The 14,533-nt window shown below is 67.5% G+C and carries 16 protein-coding genes; 9 read left to right on the top strand and 7 right to left on the bottom strand.

Annotated elements, in window-relative coordinates; genetic code table 11:
- Positions 1–30 precede the first annotated feature (30 nt).
- On the top strand, positions 31–1,248 hold the full coding sequence (locus tag E8M84_RS08800; protein WP_137110738.1) for a hypothetical protein: 1,218 nt from the start codon (positions 31–33) through the stop codon (positions 1,246–1,248).
- Positions 1,245–2,585, top strand: coding sequence for a cytochrome P450 (locus tag E8M84_RS08805; RefSeq protein ID WP_137110739.1), 1,341 nt, complete (start codon positions 1,245–1,247; stop codon positions 2,583–2,585). The genes E8M84_RS08800 and E8M84_RS08805 overlap by 4 nt, the downstream gene beginning before the upstream one ends.
- A gap of 27 nt (positions 2,586–2,612) precedes the next feature.
- On the opposite strand, the gene E8M84_RS08810 is transcribed toward E8M84_RS08805, so the two are convergent.
- From E8M84_RS08810 to E8M84_RS08825, 4 genes are all read right to left on the bottom strand, one after another.
- Positions 2,613–4,130 carry a tripartite tricarboxylate transporter permease gene (locus tag E8M84_RS08810; protein WP_137110740.1) on the bottom strand — a complete coding sequence of 506 codons (1,518 nt, stop codon included), beginning with the start codon at positions 4,128–4,130 and terminating at the stop codon, positions 2,613–2,615.
- A 4-nt stretch (positions 4,131–4,134) separates the two neighbouring features.
- Positions 4,135–4,623, bottom strand: a complete 489-nt coding sequence (locus E8M84_RS08815) for a tripartite tricarboxylate transporter TctB family protein (RefSeq protein ID WP_137110741.1) — start codon at positions 4,621–4,623, stop codon at positions 4,135–4,137.
- Entirely contained in the window at positions 4,620–5,564 is a 945-nt protein-coding gene (locus E8M84_RS08820; protein WP_137110742.1) for a tripartite tricarboxylate transporter substrate binding protein, read from the bottom strand. The genes E8M84_RS08815 and E8M84_RS08820 overlap by 4 nt, the downstream gene beginning before the upstream one ends.
- 122 nt (positions 5,565–5,686) lie before the next feature.
- Positions 5,687–6,724, bottom strand: coding sequence for an ABC transporter substrate-binding protein (locus E8M84_RS08825; protein WP_137110743.1), 1,038 nt, complete (start codon positions 6,722–6,724; stop codon positions 5,687–5,689).
- 150 nt (positions 6,725–6,874) lie between these two features.
- Here E8M84_RS08825 and E8M84_RS08830 point away from each other — a divergent pair, with 150 nt between their 5' ends.
- Together E8M84_RS08830 and E8M84_RS08835 are read left to right on the top strand one after the other, a co-directional pair.
- Positions 6,875–7,552 (top strand): response regulator transcription factor, encoded by a 678-nt coding sequence (locus tag E8M84_RS08830; protein WP_137110744.1) that lies wholly within the window; start codon positions 6,875–6,877, stop codon positions 7,550–7,552.
- Between the two features lie 10 nt (positions 7,553–7,562).
- Positions 7,563–8,936: a sensor histidine kinase gene (locus tag E8M84_RS08835; RefSeq protein ID WP_205914567.1), complete on the top strand. Its 1,374-nt coding sequence runs from the start codon at positions 7,563–7,565 to the stop codon at positions 8,934–8,936.
- A gap of 25 nt (positions 8,937–8,961) precedes the next feature.
- On the opposite strand, the gene purS is transcribed toward E8M84_RS08835, so the two are convergent.
- The gene (purS, locus tag E8M84_RS08840) at positions 8,962–9,201 is read right to left on the bottom strand and encodes a phosphoribosylformylglycinamidine synthase subunit PurS (protein ID WP_137110746.1); all 240 of its coding nucleotides are present in this window, start codon (positions 9,199–9,201) and stop codon (positions 8,962–8,964) included.
- Positions 9,202–9,313: 112 nt separating this feature from the next.
- A complete protein-coding gene (locus E8M84_RS08845) occupies positions 9,314–10,066 on the bottom strand; it encodes a phosphoribosylaminoimidazolesuccinocarboxamide synthase (protein WP_137110747.1) in 753 nt (250 codons plus the stop codon).
- A 178-nt stretch (positions 10,067–10,244) separates the two neighbouring features.
- On the opposite strand from E8M84_RS08845, the gene E8M84_RS08850 reads away from it, so the two are divergent.
- From E8M84_RS08850 to E8M84_RS08860, 3 genes are all read left to right on the top strand, one after another.
- The gene (locus E8M84_RS08850) at positions 10,245–10,559 is read left to right on the top strand and encodes a DUF1476 domain-containing protein (protein ID WP_137110748.1); all 315 of its coding nucleotides are present in this window, start codon (positions 10,245–10,247) and stop codon (positions 10,557–10,559) included.
- A 329-nt stretch (positions 10,560–10,888) separates the two neighbouring features.
- Positions 10,889–11,902: a betaine--homocysteine S-methyltransferase gene (gene bmt / locus E8M84_RS08855; protein WP_137110749.1), complete on the top strand. Its 1,014-nt coding sequence runs from the start codon at positions 10,889–10,891 to the stop codon at positions 11,900–11,902.
- A complete protein-coding gene (locus tag E8M84_RS08860; protein ID WP_137110750.1) occupies positions 11,902–12,273 on the top strand; it encodes a DUF4260 domain-containing protein in 372 nt (123 codons plus the stop codon). Before bmt ends, E8M84_RS08860 begins: the two co-directional genes overlap by 1 nt.
- Before the next feature lie 71 nt (positions 12,274–12,344).
- Here the strand turns inward: E8M84_RS08860 and E8M84_RS08865 are convergent, their stop codons facing one another.
- Positions 12,345–13,430, bottom strand: a complete 1,086-nt coding sequence (locus E8M84_RS08865; protein WP_137110751.1) for a PA0069 family radical SAM protein — start codon at positions 13,428–13,430, stop codon at positions 12,345–12,347.
- A gap of 157 nt (positions 13,431–13,587) precedes the next feature.
- On the opposite strand from E8M84_RS08865, the gene E8M84_RS08870 reads away from it, so the two are divergent.
- Together E8M84_RS08870 and E8M84_RS21420 are read left to right on the top strand one after the other, a co-directional pair.
- Positions 13,588–14,286, top strand: coding sequence for a B12-binding domain-containing protein (locus E8M84_RS08870; protein ID WP_137110752.1), 699 nt, complete (start codon positions 13,588–13,590; stop codon positions 14,284–14,286).
- A gap of 88 nt (positions 14,287–14,374) precedes the next feature.
- Complete coding sequence (locus tag E8M84_RS21420) at positions 14,375–14,533, top strand: hypothetical protein (protein ID WP_170971879.1); 159 nt, start codon at positions 14,375–14,377, stop codon at positions 14,531–14,533.

Below are 14,533 nucleotides of genomic sequence, written 5' to 3' on the forward strand. Positions count from 1 at the left end.
CCGTTAAGGTGAGTGTGGCAGAGGGACGGGATGGGCGTGGACGGAAACGGCAACAGCGCAGACGTGGCGGGCGTCTTTCGGCGGCATGTGCTGTACATTCCGGGCTACGATCCGTTTCCGCCGCGTCGCTACCGCGAACTCTACCGGACGGAAGGGGCGGCGCAGGCGGCGATCTCGGGGTATCAGCTGACCATCCAGCCCCGGGCGGGTGAGACTTACGGCTGGCGCGTCGTCTCAATGATCGAGGGGCGTAAGGTCGAGGCCGAGATCGAAGTGCTCGTCTGGTCGGACCTGGTGAAGGGGTCGATGGGGCGTGGGGTGCTTGGGACCTATCTGCAACTGGCGCGGACGGCGTGGGTCTATGGGTCCTCGGGGGCGCTGCGGCGGTTAATCCGGTTGCGCAAGGGTCCGATGATTGCGGCGCTGTATCCGGCGGTCCTGCTTGTGCTTCAGGCGCTGGTTGCTGTCGCGGTCTGCTGGCTGGTCGCATGGGCCACGTCCGGCCTGGGCGTCGCGATGCAGGCGGGGCTGGCGCTTGGCGCGGGATGGGCGGTGCTGGAAGGGTTTCGGCGTATCGACCGGCGGCTCTTCGTCTACTACCTGATGCATGACTATGCCTATACCGCCGTCGAGGGCGGGGCCTATCCGGTGGCGCTGGAGGGGCGGTTGCGGGCCTTCGGGCAGCGTGTCCGCGCGGCGCTGGAGAGCGGGGTGGACGAGGTGCTGCTGGTCGGCCATTCCTCGGGCGTGCATCTGGGGGTGACGGTGCTGGCCGACCTGATCCGCGGGGGAGTGTCGGGCGGTCCGGCACTGGGGTTCCTGAGCCTGGGGCAGGCGGTGCCGATGGCGTCGTTCCTGCCGGGGGCCGGGCGGCTGCGGGGAGATCTGGCGTATTTGTCGGTACGCGAGGAGTTGACCTGGGTCGATGTCTCGGCGCCGGGCGACGGGTGCAGTTTCGCGCTGTGCGATCCGGTGGCGGTCAGCGGGGTGGCGCCTGTGGGGCAGAGGTGGCCCTTGGTGATCTCGGCGGCGTTCACCCAGACGCTGAGCCCGGAGCGGTGGCAGGCCTTGCGGCGGCGGTATTTCCGGCTGCATTTCCAATATCTCTGCGCCTTTGACCGGCCGGGGGACTATGACTATTTCCGGATCACGGCAGGCCCCCGGACGCTGGCGGAGCGGTTCAGGGGCCGCAAGCCCTCGGCCAGCCGGATCGTGGCACCGCTGTCGCCGTTCCGGGACGTGGCATGACCGCCCCCGAAACCTTTCCGCCCAAGCCAGAGCCGCGCGCGGACCGGGTTTCGCTGTGGGGATACCTGCGGGCCTTCCGGCGCGACATCCTGTCGGCGCAACCGGCGCGGCTGTATCGGGCCTGGATGGCCGAGTTCCGGACGCCGTTCTTCCGCAGCTATCTGTGCAATGATCCGGCGCTGGTGCGGTTGGTGCTGGACGAGCGGCCCGGCGATTTCCCGAAGTCGGACCGGGTGACGGAAGGCTTGCGACCGCTTTTGGGCCGGTCGGTCTTTGTGACCAACGGCGAGGAGTGGCTGCGCCAGCGACGGATCATCGACCCGGCGTTCGAGGGCGGGCGGGTCAGGGAGGCGTTTCCGGCGATCTGGGCGGCGTCCGAGGCGGCGGTGGCGCGGATGGCGGTGGGCGAGGTGGAGGTGGAGCTGGCGGCCAGCCATGCGGCGGCGGATGTGATCTTTCGCACGCTGTTTTCCATTCCCATTGAGGACCGGGTTGCCCAGGCCGTGTTTCATGAGTTCCGGGCCTATCAGCGGTCAGCGCCGATCCTGAATTTGGGGGCGTTTCTGCCGCTGCCTTGGTGGGTGCCGCGGCTGCACCGGGGGGCGACGAAACGGTCGGCGCGGGTGATCCGGGAGTTGATCGGGGGGCTGACGGCTGACCGGGCGGCGGCGATTGCGGCGGGAACGGCTCCTGCGGATCTGGCGACACGGATCATGACCACGCCGGACCCGGTGACGGGAGAGCGGTTCGGGACAGCGGAGATGGTCGATCAGGTGGCGATCTTCTTCCTCGCGGGGCATGAGACCAGCGCCTCGGCCCTTGGGTGGGCACTGTATCTGTTGGCGACGCATCCGGAGGCGCAGGAGAGGGTGGCGGCAGAGACCGGGGCCTTGCGGCCAGAGTTCGGGGTGATGGGGTCCTTGCGGTTCACCCGGGATGTCTTCCGCGAGGCGCTGCGGCTGTACCCGCCAGTGCCGATGATGGTGCGCGAGGCGGCGGGGGCGGAGGAGTTCCGGGGGCGGAAGGTGAAGCGGGGGGCGCAGGTGGTCATCAGCCCCTGGCATCTTCACCGGCATGAGCGGCTGTGGGAACGGCCGGACGCGTTTGATCCCGACCGATGGACGGGCGAGGTGCCGCAGGGGGGGTATCTGCCGTTCTCGCGGGGCCCCCGGGTCTGTCCGGGGGCGGGGTTTGCGATGCTGGAGGGCACGCTGATGCTTGCGCATCTGGTGCGGGCGTTCCGGTTCGAGGCGTTGGAGGGCCGTGTACCGGTGCCCGTGGCGCATCTGACGGTCAGGGCGAAGGACGGGATCTGGTTGAGGGTGACCCGAAGGTAAGGTGGGCGATATCGCCCACCCTACGTATCAGTCGCTGTCCCCGGCGATTTGCGCCAGGACCTGACCCTTGCCGCGCAGGCGCATCAGCATCGGGACGATCAGGGCAAGTGCCGCGATGCCCAGAAGGCTGGCAGACAGGGGCGTGGACACAAGCGTTGTCCAGTCCCCTTGCGCGATGGCCAGCGCCCGGCGGAGCTGCTGCTCGGCCATCGGGCCGAGGATCAGGCCGACGACCACCGGGGCGATGGGGTAGCCGTAGAGGCGCAGGCCATAGCCGAGGAAACCGAAGAGGAGGAGCATGGTCAGCTCGACCGGCGAGGGGTTTACGCCGATGGTGCCAAGCGTCGCGAAGAGGAGGATGCCCGCGTAAAGCCAGTGGCGCGGGATGCGCAGGAGCATGACCCAGAAGCGGATGAGCGGCAGGTTCAGCACCAGAAGCATGAAGTTCGCGATCAGGAGGCTGGCGATCAGGCCCCAGACGAGGTCGGGCGCGGTGGCGAAGAGAAGCGGCCCGGGTTGCAGGCCGAACTGCTGGAAGGCTGCGAGGATGATCGCGGCTGTCGCTGTGGTGGGTAGGCCCAGCGTCAGGAGGGGGACCAGGGTGCCTGCGGCGGCGGCGTTGTTCGCGGCCTCGGGTCCCGCGACGCCTTCGATGGCGCCGTGGCCGAATTCCTCGGGGTGTTTCGACATCTTCTTTTCGGTGCCGTAGCTGAGGAAGCTGGCGATGTCGGCCCCACCTGCGGGCATGGCGCCAATCGGGAAGCCGATGGCGGACCCGCGCAGCCAGGCGGGCCAGGACCGGCGCCAGTCCGCTTTGGTCATCGCGACGGGGCCGTTCAGCGCCTCGACCTTGTCGTCGTGGCCATTGGTCTGGGCGGCGACAAACAGCGCCTCACCGAGCGCGAAGAGGGCGACGGCGAGGGTGGTGACCTCGATCCCGTCCAGAAGCTGGGGGACGCCAAAGGACATCCGGGCCTGGCCGGTCAGACCGTCGATGCCGATCACGGCGAGGCCGAGGCCGATGAAGAGGGAGGTGAGGCCTTTCAGGGCCGATTCGCCAAAGGCGGCGGAGACGGTGACGAAGGCGAGGATCATCAGCGCGAAGTATTCGCGGGGGCCGAAGACGAGGGCGAGCTTGACGATATGCGGGGCGAGGAAGGCGAGGGCGAGGGTTGCCAGAAGGCCCGCGACGAAGGAGCCGATGGCGGCGGTCGCAAGGGCTGGACCGCCGCGGCCCGCTCGGGCCATGCGGTTGCCTTCGAGAGCGGTGACGATGGAGGCACTTTCGCCGGGGGTGTTCAGCAGGATCGAGGTCGTCGAGCCGCCATACATCCCGCCGTAGTAGATGCCCGCGAACATGATGAGCGAGCCTGCCGGGTCGAGGCCGTAGGTGACCGGCAGGAGGAGCGCCACGGTCAGGGCGGGGCCGATGCCGGGCAGGACGCCGACAGCGGTGCCGAGCGTCACGCCGATCAGCGCGTAAAGCAGGATCATCGGGTCCATTGCGGTCCCGAGGCCCTGGAGGAGGAAGTCGAAGGTGCTCATTCGGTCAGCCCCCGAAGATCAGGGTTTCAAGCGGACCGGCGGGCAGGTTGAGCTGCAGGAGCCGGTCGAAGATGCCGTAGACGATGAAGGAGAGGGCAAATCCCGCCGCAAGGGCCAGTGGCAGGCGGCGTTCGCCGAAAGCGCGGGCGGTGGCAGCGAAGAGAAGTCCGGTGGCGATGATGAAGCCGATGACGTGCAAGAGCGCGATCTGCAGCGCCACGCCGCCGCCGATCCACAAAAGCGGCACGGGATTCTGGCGCGGGACCGAGGCCACGGCCCGTTTCAGGCCGTTCAGGGCGGTCAGCACCGCCAGCAGGATAAGGACCCCGCCGATGACCTTGGGCATGGCGGCCGGGCCGATCCCGGCATAGCCGCCGTCCTGGGGCAGGCGGCCTGCGTCCCAGAGAAGGACCGCGCCAAAGATGGCCAACAGGGCCGCGATGACAAACGCCGCCCCGTCGGGGCGGCGTCCGGTTCCGGGTTGACCGGTCATTTCACCAGACCGATGTCCTTGAGGATCGCGGTCGTGGCCTCGACTTCCTTGGCCAGCTGCGCCTCGAACTCTGCGCCCGACAGGTAGGTGTCGGCCCAGTTCTTGGCTTCCAGCTGGGCTTTCCAGCCCGCCGATTTCGCCAGCTTGTCGATGTCGGCGGTGACGGCGGCCTTCTGTTCGTCGGTCAGGCCGGGCGCGGCGGCAATCATGCGCCAGTTCTGCACGTTCACGTCATAGCCCGATTCCATCAGCGTCGGCGCGTCGGTGCCGGGCCAGCGGGTGTCGGTCGAAACGGCAAGCATCCGCATGGTGCCGGCCTCGACCTGGGGCAGGAACTCGCCCACGCCGGAAATGCCGACCGTGACCTGGTTGCCGAGAATGGCCGCCAGCGCCTCGCCACCGCCGGAGAATGCGACGTAGTTGATCTTGGTCGGGTCGACGCCTGCCGCCTTGGCCAGAAGGCCCACGGTGATGTGGTCAACGCCGCCCGCCGAGCCGCCGGCCCAGGAGACGGAGCCCGGATCGGCCTTCATCTTCTCGACCAGGTCCTGGATGGTCTGGATGTCAGAGTTTGCCGAAACGGCAATGCCCACAGCTTCGCCAGTCAGGCGGGCGATGGGGGTGACGTCAGCCAGCGACACGGGCGAGGCGTTGGTCAGGATCGCGCCGACCATGACGTAGCCGCCGACGATCAGCTGCTTGGGGTCACCGCTGGCCGAGGCCGCGAACTGGGCGAGGCCAACGGTGCCGCCCGCGCCGGGGACGTTCTGGACCTGGACGTTGCCCGAGATGCCTTCGGCGACCATCACTTCCTGGATGGTGCGGGCGGTGGAATCCCAGCCGCCGCCGGGGGCAGCAGGGGCCATGATCATGTAATCTTCGGCAAAGCTTGCGGTGGCAGCGGCGACGGCAAAGGCCGCGCCGAGAAGGGCGTGTTTCATCTTGGTCTCCTCCCAAGGCGCGTTTGGGCGCCGGATTGTTCCGGGCGGCACCTCCTCGTGCCGTTCCCTGCCGGAAGATCAGCATAGAAAGCTGTCAGGAAGCTGACAACGGTTGTGCGACCCTAGCGCCCGAGCGCCTTGTTCCAGAGCGACAGCATCCGGGAACGCTTGGACTGGTCGAGATAGACCAGGAGGCCGGGGCTGACCGGAACCGGGCGCAACTGGTCGCCAAGCGCGGCTTCCATCGCGCGGGCGGTGTTCTGGCCGGAGACCTCCAGCGAGACGGCGGCAAGGCGGAGACGGTCGGCCATGATGGTCTGGCCGTCGCGGCCCATCAGGAAGGCGAGGAAGGCGGTGCCGAGGTCGGGGCGCGCGGCGGCACGGGGAACGAGGCCCACGCGGCTGGTGACGACGGTGAAGTCCTTGAGGAGGACGACGCCGAGGTCTGGGTTGGCCCGCGCGCGGGCATCGGCGTAGGAGCCGAGGATGTTGTAGCCAAGCGCGAGGCGGCCGTCTTCGACGCGGTCAATGATCTCGGCGCTGGTCGGGAAGGTCTGCAGGCCAGCGCGGCCCATGGCGGCGACCAGCGACCAGATGTCGGCGAAATGTTCGGCGTCGCGGGCGAGGTAGAGGTAGCCCACGGCGGAGCGGGCCACGTCGTAGGTGCCGATCCGGCCCTGCGCCTGCGGGCGTTTCAGCCAGTCGATCATCTCCAGCCGCGATTGCGGCGGGCCGTCGGGGAAGGAGGGTTTGTGCCATACAAGGACTCCGGGCTCGAAGGTCAGCGCAAAGGCCATGTCGCGCCAGTTGGCCCAGTCCGGCCAGTCGGCGGCCAGGGGCACGGTGACGGGTTGGGCGTAGCCGTCGTTCGCGAGCTTTACCTGCAGGTCCATACCGGAGGAGAAGACGAAATCCGCCGTTGGTTGGCCGGCATCGGTCTCGGCCGTGACGCGCTGCGCGATCTCGGCGGCGAGGAGGTCTTCGTAGACGACCGTTACGGTGGGGCGTTCGGACTGGAAGGCGGTGATGAGGGGCGTGGCGAGCGGGGTGTCGAGGGTGGAGTAAATGGTGAGGGTCGCCTCTTCCGCCCCCGGCGCGGGGAAGCGCGCGGGGTCAGCCCAGGCTGGGAGAGCGAGGAGGGGGAGGAGGAGGCGCCACATGGGGGAAGGGTGCACGATGTGGGGCTGTGGCTCAAACGGAGTTTTTCAGAACTCCGGGTCGGATCCTTTGAAGACCCCGTAGCGATTTCTTCGAAGAAATCGCCTCCCCTGCGGGACCGGGGTGGTCTAGGCTGGCCAAAGGGGGAAGCGATGCGTCTGCTGCTTGTCGAGGATGATCTGCCTTTGGCCGAGGCGCTGACCGCGCTGCTGGCGGGGTCGGGGCATGCGGTCGATTGCGTGCATGACGGGCTGGGGGCCGAGGCGCTGCTGCTGGCCGAGCAGTTCGAGCTGGTGATCCTGGACCTGAACCTGCCGGGGCTGGATGGCCTGAGCCTGTTGAAGCGCATCCGGGCGCGGCAGCCGTCGCCAGCAGTGATGATCCTGACGGCGCGGGGCACGGCGGAAGAGCGGGTGCGGGGGCTGGACCTGGGGGCGGATGATTATCTCTCCAAGCCCTTCGACGTGCGCGAGTTCGAGGCGCGGGTGCGGTCCCTGTTGCGGCGGCAGGCAGGGCTGAAGTCGTCGGTCGTGCGGCTGGGGGGGCTGGAACTGGACCTGACCACCCGCCAGTTCAGCGCGGAGGGAGCGGTGCTGGACCTGCCGCCCCGGGAACGCGCGCTGTTGGAGTTGTTCTTCCAGCGGGCGGGGAAGGTGGTCGCGAAAGAGGCGATCGTGCAATCGCTGACCAGTCTGGATGACCTGTTGTCGGACAATGCGATCGAGCAGTATGCCTCGCGGCTGCGGCGGCGGATCGCGCCTTACGGGCTGGTGCTGCGGACGGTGCGGGGGCTGGGCTATATGCTGGAAAAGCCGGCGGAGGCCCAATGAAGGTGGTGGCGTGACCGGCTATTCCTTGCGGCGGCGGCTGATCCTTTGGCTGAGCCTGGCCACGGCGGCCTTGGGCGTGATCGCCCTGGCCGACACCTGGCGCGAGGCGGTGGCGACGGCGCGGGGGTTGTCGGACCGGGTGCTGGAAGGCTCGGCCCTGGCGATTGCGGAACGGGTGACAGTGGACGAAGGCGGCGGGCTGGAGGTCGACATCCCGTTTGCCGCGCTGGAGATGCTGGCCTCTGCCGCCGAGGATCAGGTGTTCTACCGGGTCGATGCTCCGGCGGGGCAGTTCCTGACGGGGTATGAGGACCTGGCGCTGGTGCCCCTGGACGAGGAGGGGATCGGCTTTGCCGACGGGCGCTATGGTGAGGTGCCGATCCGGTCGGCGACGCTGTTGCGGCGGGTGTCGACCGGGTCCGAATCGGTCGCCTTCACGGTGACGGTGGCCGAATCGACGCTGGCGCGGTCGGAACTGGCGCGGACGATCCTGATCCGCTCGGCGCTGCGGATCCTCGCGTTGATGCTGTGCACCATTGCCTTGGTCTGGGTGGCGGTGACGCTGGCCTTCCGCCCGCTGGACCGGCTGGGGGCGGCAATTGCCGAGCGCACGCCCGACGACCTGCGCCCGATCCGTGAGGTAGTGCCGCTGGAGGCAGCACCCCTGGCCGGGGCGGTGAACAGCTTCATGGGGCGGCTGGAGGACGCGGTGGCGGCGCTGAGGCACTTTACCGGCAACGCGAGCCATCAGTTGCGCACGCCCTTGGCCACCTTGCGCACCCAACTGGCGCTCGCGCGGCGGGCGGGGGATGCGGCGCAGGGCGAGGCGGCGCTGGACAAGGCAGATCAGGCGCTGGTCCGGGCCGAGCGGGTGCTGGCGCAGCTGCTGGCGCTGGCGAGGGTCGATGCGGCGGCGACGGGGCTGGCGCTGGGCCCGGTCGATCTGGCGGCGCTGGCGCGGGACCTTGCCGCCGAAGCCCTGCCGCGGGCCGATACCCGGGGGATCGATCTGGGGTACGACGGGGCCGACCGGGCCGAGGCGCTGGCCGAGCCGGTGCTGGCGGCGGAACTTCTGCGCAATCTGATCGACAATGCCGTGGCCTATGCCGGGTCAGGCGCGGTGGTCACGGTCCGGGTCAGGCCCGAGGCCGACGGCGTGGTCCTTGAGGTCGAGGACAATGGGCCGGGCCTGCCTGCCGAAAGGTTGGCCGAATTGCGCGCCGGTGCGATGCCGCAGCGGATGTCGCCGCAGGCGGGCGGGTCGGGGCTGGGTCTGGCCATCGTGGCCGAGATTGCCGGATTGTTCGGCGCGACCTGCCGGTTCGATCCCTTGGCCGAGGGCCGGGGCCTGAAGGTCAGCTGCCGTTTTCGCGCGGTAGCGTAGGGTGGGCGATCCGCCCACCGCCCGGTCAGAGCAGTTCGACCCGGTAGCTTTCGATCACCGTGTTCGCCAGCAGCTTGTCGCACATCGCCTTGACGGCGGTCTCGGCCTTCGCGGTGTCGGTCTCGGCCAGGTCCAGCTCGATCACCTTGCCCTGCCGCACGCCATTGACGCCCGCAAAGCCCAGCGATCCAAGTGCATGCCGGACGGCCTCACCCTGCGGATCGAGGACGCCGGATTTGAGCATGACGGTGACGCGGGCTTTCATCGGGGGCCTCCGGGTTGCGGGATGCCCGGTCATTAGCGAAGGGGCGGGCGCGGGGCAAGGCGGCCAAGATTCTTCGGCGAAGAATTTTGGGCGTCCGGGCTGTGCATGGGCTTCAGTTGATCAGCGTCGGCTTCATCGTGTGGGTGATGTTCGTCGGCAGGACGCCCAGACGGCGGGCAAGCTCGGTATAGACGTCGCCCATCGGCTGGGGGTCGGGGATCGTGCCGTCGGGCCGTTCGGGCTGGCGCATGTCCCAGAGCCGGCAGCTGTCCGGGCTGATCTCGTCCGCGACGATCAGGCGCATGAAGTCGCCTTCCCATATCCGGCCGACCTCGATCCGGAAATCGGCGAGCCGGATGCCGACGCCCATCATCACGCCGGACAGGAAGTCGTTGACCCGCAGCGACAGCGCCACGATGTCGTCGAGGTCCTGCTGATTGGCCCAGCCGAAAGCGACGATATGTTCCTCGGCCACGAGGGGCAGGTTCAGCTTGCCGTCCTTGAAGTAGTATTCGACGATGGGCCGCGGCAGCTGCGTGCCCTCGGGGATGCCGAGCCGGGCGGTCAGCGGGCCTGCGGCAAAGTTGCGCACCACGATTTCCAGCGGGATGATCTCGGCCATCCGGACCAGCTGTTCGCGCATGTTCAGGCGCCGGATGAAATGGGTCGGCACGCCGATCTGGTTCAGGCCGGACATGAAGAATTCGGACAGGCGGTTGTTCAGGACGCCCTTGCCCTCCAGCGTCGAGGGGACGGCGACCGAAGAGCTGCTGTCATCCTTGAAGTACTGGACCAGGGTCCCGGGCTCGGGGCCTTCGTAGAGGATCTTGGCCTTGCCTTCGTAGACCTTCTTGCGCCGTGCCATGGTTCACTTCATCCGGGGGTATGGGCGGAAGGGCGATCCTTCAAGCCGCTTTAAAAGGCCTATAGTCCAAGGGGCCAATACCCGCAAGGCGCGAGCCGCCTGCGCACCCGAAGGGGGCTTGCAGGGACGGGGCGGGATGGGCATATGGGATGAAACGCCAGACCAGTCGGGGGAGCCCATGACCACGTTCGACGATCGCGAAAATGCCTTCGAGGCCAAGTTCGCCCATGACAGCGAAATGCAGTTCCGCGCCGAGGCGCGGCGCAACAAGCTGCTTGGGTTGTGGGCCGCGGGCCTGATGGGCAAAACGGACGAGGCGGCGGCGGAATATGCCATCGAGGTCGTCAGTGCCGACTTCGAGGAAGCGGGCGACGAGGATGTGGTGCGCAAGGTCGTGGCCGATCTCGCGGGCAAGGCCAGCGCCGACGAGATCCGCGCCAAGATGAAGGAGCTGATGCCGGTGGCCAAGGCGCAGCTTCTGGGCGAGTTCTGATCCCATCAAGGATGAATGAGAGTTGGCGCGGTCCGTCGGGGCCGCGCTTTTTGTTTTGGCGCAACAGAAGCGTCCGGGTTGCCAGCCGTGCCGGTGCACCTTGGGCTGTCGTACAAATGAAGGCCACGGAAGCGGCCATCGCTTCCGGTGACCGGGACCTGACGGTCGCCGCTGGCCCAATCGGGACAGGAACTTGACGCCGGGTCTGCCGTCCGCAAGCTCTTGCCGACATGAACCGAACCGCGGGACAAGATGAGGAATATGAATTTGCCTATCGCCGCGACCCATGGCAGAGGGAGGGGGACACTCAAGCCCGAAGGATACCCGACATGACCGACGCACTGACCCGGATGCTTGAAAAGCGCGACTGGATCATGGCGGACGGGGCCACGGGGACCAACCTGTTCAACATGGGCCTGTCCTCGGGCGAGCCGCCGGAATTCTGGAACGTCGAGAAGCCCGAGAACATCCTCAAGCTGTACGGCGATGCTGTCGCGGCGGGGTCGGACCTGTTCCTGACCAACACCTTCGGCGGCAATGCCGCGCGGCTGAAGCTGCACAATGCGCAAGGTCGCGTGGGCGAGTTGAACCGGATCGGCGCGGAACTGGGGCGTGAGATCGCCGACAAGGCCGGTCGGCCGGTGGTCGTTGCGGGCTCGATGGGCCCGACGGGCGAGATCTTCGAGCCGATGGGGACGCTGACCCATGCGCTGGCGGTGGAGATTTTCCATGAACAGGCCGAGGCGCTGAAAGCAGGCGGCGCGGATGTCCTCTGGGTCGAGACGATCTCGGCCCCCGAGGAGTACCGCGCGGCGGCGGATGCGGCGCTGCGGGCCGACATGCCCTGGTGCGGCACGATGAGCTTTGACACGGCGGGCCGGACGATGATGGGCATGACCTCGGCGGCGATGGCCGACATGGTGGAACGGCTGATCAACCCGCCCATCGCCTTTGGCGCGAACTGCGGGGTGGGGGCCTCGGACCTGATGCGGACGGTGCTCGGCTTTGCGGCCACGGGCACGGAACGGCCAATCATCGCCAAGGGCAACGCGGGCATCCCGAAGTATCACGACGGTCACATCCATTACGACGGCACGCCGGAACTGATGGCGGAATATGCGGTGATGGCACGGGATTCGGGCGTGCGGATCATCGGCGGCTGCTGCGGCACGATGCCGGAACACCTGCGCGCGATGCGGGTGGCGCTGGAAAGCCGCCCCAAGGGCAACCGCCCCTCGCTTGAAGTGATCCAGGCGAAACTCGGCGGGTTCTCCTCGGCCTCGGACGGGACCGGCGATGACGCGGGCGCAGGGCGCCGCGAGCGTCGCGGGCGGCGGGGCTGATGTCCGGCGCGATCCTCTGGCAAAGGGCCGAGGGCGCGCTGGTCTTTCTGGGGGCGCTGGCGATCCTGACGCTGGATTGGCAGCCGATGGTCTGGTGGCTGGCGCTGATCGTCTTCTTCGCGCCCGACTTGTCCTTTGCGGCCTATCTGGCTGGCCCGAAAGTGGGCGCTGCGGTCTACAATGCGTTGCACTTGTACGGCTTCGGCCTGATCGTCATGGCACTGGGAGCCCTGACCGATCAGCCCTGGATCACGACGCTTGGGTTTCTGTGGCTCGCCCATGCCGGATTTGACCGGATGCTGGGCTACGGGCTGAAACTGACGTCGGGGTTTCAGGACACGCATCTGGGCGGGATCGGGCGCGACGGCTGAGGCCGGGTGCAAAATCCATCAAAGGATTTTGGCAAAACTTTTCGAAAAGTTTTGCGCCCGGGCGCGTCGGGTCAGAACAGCGTCAACTGGTCGCCCGGCTTTGGTGGTGCGGCAAACAGGTCGGTTCGCAGTGCAGGCAGACCCTCGCCCAGCCCCAGCCGCTTGCGAGCAAGATCGGCGCGGCGGTGGATCAGCTCGGCCCAGAGGCCTTGGCCGCGCATCCGGGTGCCGAACTCCGGGTCATAGTCGCGCCCGCCGTGCAATTCGCGCACCCTTCCCATGACTCGGGCTGCCCGGTCGGGGACCGTCGCCTCCAGCCAGTCGCGAAAGAGGCCAGATACCTCCAGCGGCAGGCGCAGGGGGATGCTGTTGGCCGCCGTGGCCCCGGCGTCGCGACCGGCCTGCATGACCGCCTCAAGCTCATGATCGGTCAGCGCCGGAATCAGGGGCGAGACCTGGATGCGCACGGGAATGCCCGCCTGCGCCAGCCGTTGGATGATCTGCAGCCGTCGTCGCGGGGAGGGCGCGCGAGGTTCCATCCTGCGGGCGAGGTCCGCGTCGAGGGTCGTGACGCTGATCGAGGCGGAAGCGAGGCCCTGCGCGGCCATCGGTGCGATCAGGTCGATGTCGCGTTCGATCGTGGTGCCGCGGGTGGTGATCCAGACCGGGTGGCGGAAGGCCAAGAGGACCGAGAGGATGTCACGCATGATCCCGTGGTCGCGTTCGACCGGCTGGTAGGGGTCGGTGTTGGTGCCGACGGCGATCGGGGCGACGCGGTAGCCGGGCTTGCGCAGTTCGGTGTCCAGCACCTCGGCGATGCCGGGGCGGGCTATGAGGCGGGTTTCGAAGTCGAGGCCGGGCGACATGTTCAGGTAAGCGTGGGTCGGACGGGCATAGCAGTAGATGCAGCCGTGTTCGCAGCCCCGGTAGGGATTGATCGAGCGGTCGAAGGGCAGGTCGGGCGAGCGGTTGTAACTCAGGGCCGAGCGGGGACGTTCGATTCGAACTTCGGTTGCGACCAGACGCTCTTCCTCGGGCAGGTCCCAGCCGTCATCGAAGGCCTCGCGGTCGGTCGCCTCGAACCGGCCGGCGCGGTTCGTGTCGGCCCCCCGCGCCCGCAAACGCTGGCCGGGAAGAAGGCTGGGGTTTCGGGTCATGGTCGAAGTTTAGAACCAAACGGGAACATTGGCCACAACTTTCCGGTTCGCGGCGGCTTTCTGTCGGCTTTCATCCGGTGTATGTCGCTTGGCGAATAGTGGGTACGTCGCTTTGCGACCATCACCATGCCAAACCCTTCCGCTTGGAGCGCGCCCGATGGCTGACGACGACGAGATCATCCTGTCCGAACTGTCGGATGACGAGCTTGTGCTGCAGATGCATGACGACCTGTACGACGGTCTCAAGGAAGAGATCGAAGAGGGCGTCAACATCCTGATCGAGCGCGGCTGGGCTCCCTATGACGTGCTGACCAAGGCGCTGGTTGCGGGCATGACCATCGTCGGTGCCGACTTCCGCGACGGGATCCTGTTCGTCCCCGAGGTCCTGCTGGCCGCGAACGCGATGAAGGCAGGGATGGCGATCCTGAAGCCGTTGCTGGCTGAAACCGGCGCGCCGCGCATGGGCAAGATGGTGATCGGCACGGTGAAGGGCGACATCCACGACATCGGCAAGAACCTTGTCGCGATGATGATGGAAGGCGCGGGCTTCGAGGTCGTGGACCTGGGGATCAACAACGCGGTCGAGAAGTATCTGGATGCGCTGGAGAAGGAGCAGCCGGATATCCTGGGGATGTCGGCGCTGCTGACCACGACCATGCCCTACATGAAGGTCGTGATCGACACGATGAAGGAAAAGGGCCTGCGCGAGGACTACATCGTGCTGGTCGGTGGTGCGCCGCTGAACGAGGAATTCGGCAAGGCGATCGGCGCTGACGCCTATTGCCGGGATGCGGCTGTGGCCGTGGAAACCGCCAAGGCCTGGGTCGCCCGCAAGCACAACCAGCTGAACGGCTGATATTTCGCGTGACACGGTCCTGTGATTCGGGAGGGGCTTGTCTTGCGCCCTCCCGAAGCGCAGATTGAACGTCAGGGAGACGCAGCCTATGCCCTTGACCCATTTCCTTGGTTTGATCGCCCTCGTGATCCTTGCGGCAGGATTGACCCTCTGGCTGGCGCTGTGGACCGGCGTCCCCTTCGCGGCGCTCGCCTTTGCGGCGATTTCGGCCAGCGTGATCCTGACCTGGACCCGCGTCAGCCGGTAA

Source organism: Rhodobacter sp. SY28-1 (assembly GCF_005222785.1).
GTDB lineage: Bacteria > Pseudomonadota > Alphaproteobacteria > Rhodobacterales > Rhodobacteraceae > Tabrizicola.

Bases quoted from the DNA above. Each gene is read 5' to 3' on its own strand.
- E8M84_RS08800 (WP_137110738.1), top strand. From the start codon at position 31: ATGGGCGTGGACGGAAACGGCAACAGCGCAGACGTGGCGGGCGTCTTT.
- E8M84_RS08805 (WP_137110739.1), top strand. From the start codon at position 1,245: ATGACCGCCCCCGAAACCTTTCCGCCCAAGCCAGAGCCGCGCGCGGAC.
- E8M84_RS08810 (WP_137110740.1), bottom strand. From the start codon at position 4,130: ATGAGCACCTTCGACTTCCTCCTCCAGGGCCTCGGGACCGCAATGGAC.
- E8M84_RS08815 (WP_137110741.1), bottom strand. From the start codon at position 4,623: ATGACCGGTCAACCCGGAACCGGACGCCGCCCCGACGGGGCGGCGTTT.
- E8M84_RS08820 (WP_137110742.1), bottom strand. From the start codon at position 5,564: ATGAAACACGCCCTTCTCGGCGCGGCCTTTGCCGTCGCCGCTGCCACC.
- E8M84_RS08825 (WP_137110743.1), bottom strand. From the start codon at position 6,724: ATGTGGCGCCTCCTCCTCCCCCTCCTCGCTCTCCCAGCCTGGGCTGAC.
- E8M84_RS08830 (WP_137110744.1), top strand. From the start codon at position 6,875: ATGCGTCTGCTGCTTGTCGAGGATGATCTGCCTTTGGCCGAGGCGCTG.
- purS (WP_137110746.1), bottom strand. From the start codon at position 9,201: ATGAAAGCCCGCGTCACCGTCATGCTCAAATCCGGCGTCCTCGATCCG.
- E8M84_RS08845 (WP_137110747.1), bottom strand. From the start codon at position 10,066: ATGGCACGGCGCAAGAAGGTCTACGAAGGCAAGGCCAAGATCCTCTAC.
- E8M84_RS08850 (WP_137110748.1), top strand. From the start codon at position 10,245: ATGACCACGTTCGACGATCGCGAAAATGCCTTCGAGGCCAAGTTCGCC.
- bmt (WP_137110749.1), top strand. From the start codon at position 10,889: ATGACCGACGCACTGACCCGGATGCTTGAAAAGCGCGACTGGATCATG.
- E8M84_RS08860 (WP_137110750.1), top strand. From the start codon at position 11,902: ATGTCCGGCGCGATCCTCTGGCAAAGGGCCGAGGGCGCGCTGGTCTTT.
- E8M84_RS08865 (WP_137110751.1), bottom strand. From the start codon at position 13,430: ATGACCCGAAACCCCAGCCTTCTTCCCGGCCAGCGTTTGCGGGCGCGG.
- E8M84_RS08870 (WP_137110752.1), top strand. From the start codon at position 13,588: ATGGCTGACGACGACGAGATCATCCTGTCCGAACTGTCGGATGACGAG.
- E8M84_RS21420 (WP_170971879.1), top strand. From the start codon at position 14,375: ATGCCCTTGACCCATTTCCTTGGTTTGATCGCCCTCGTGATCCTTGCG.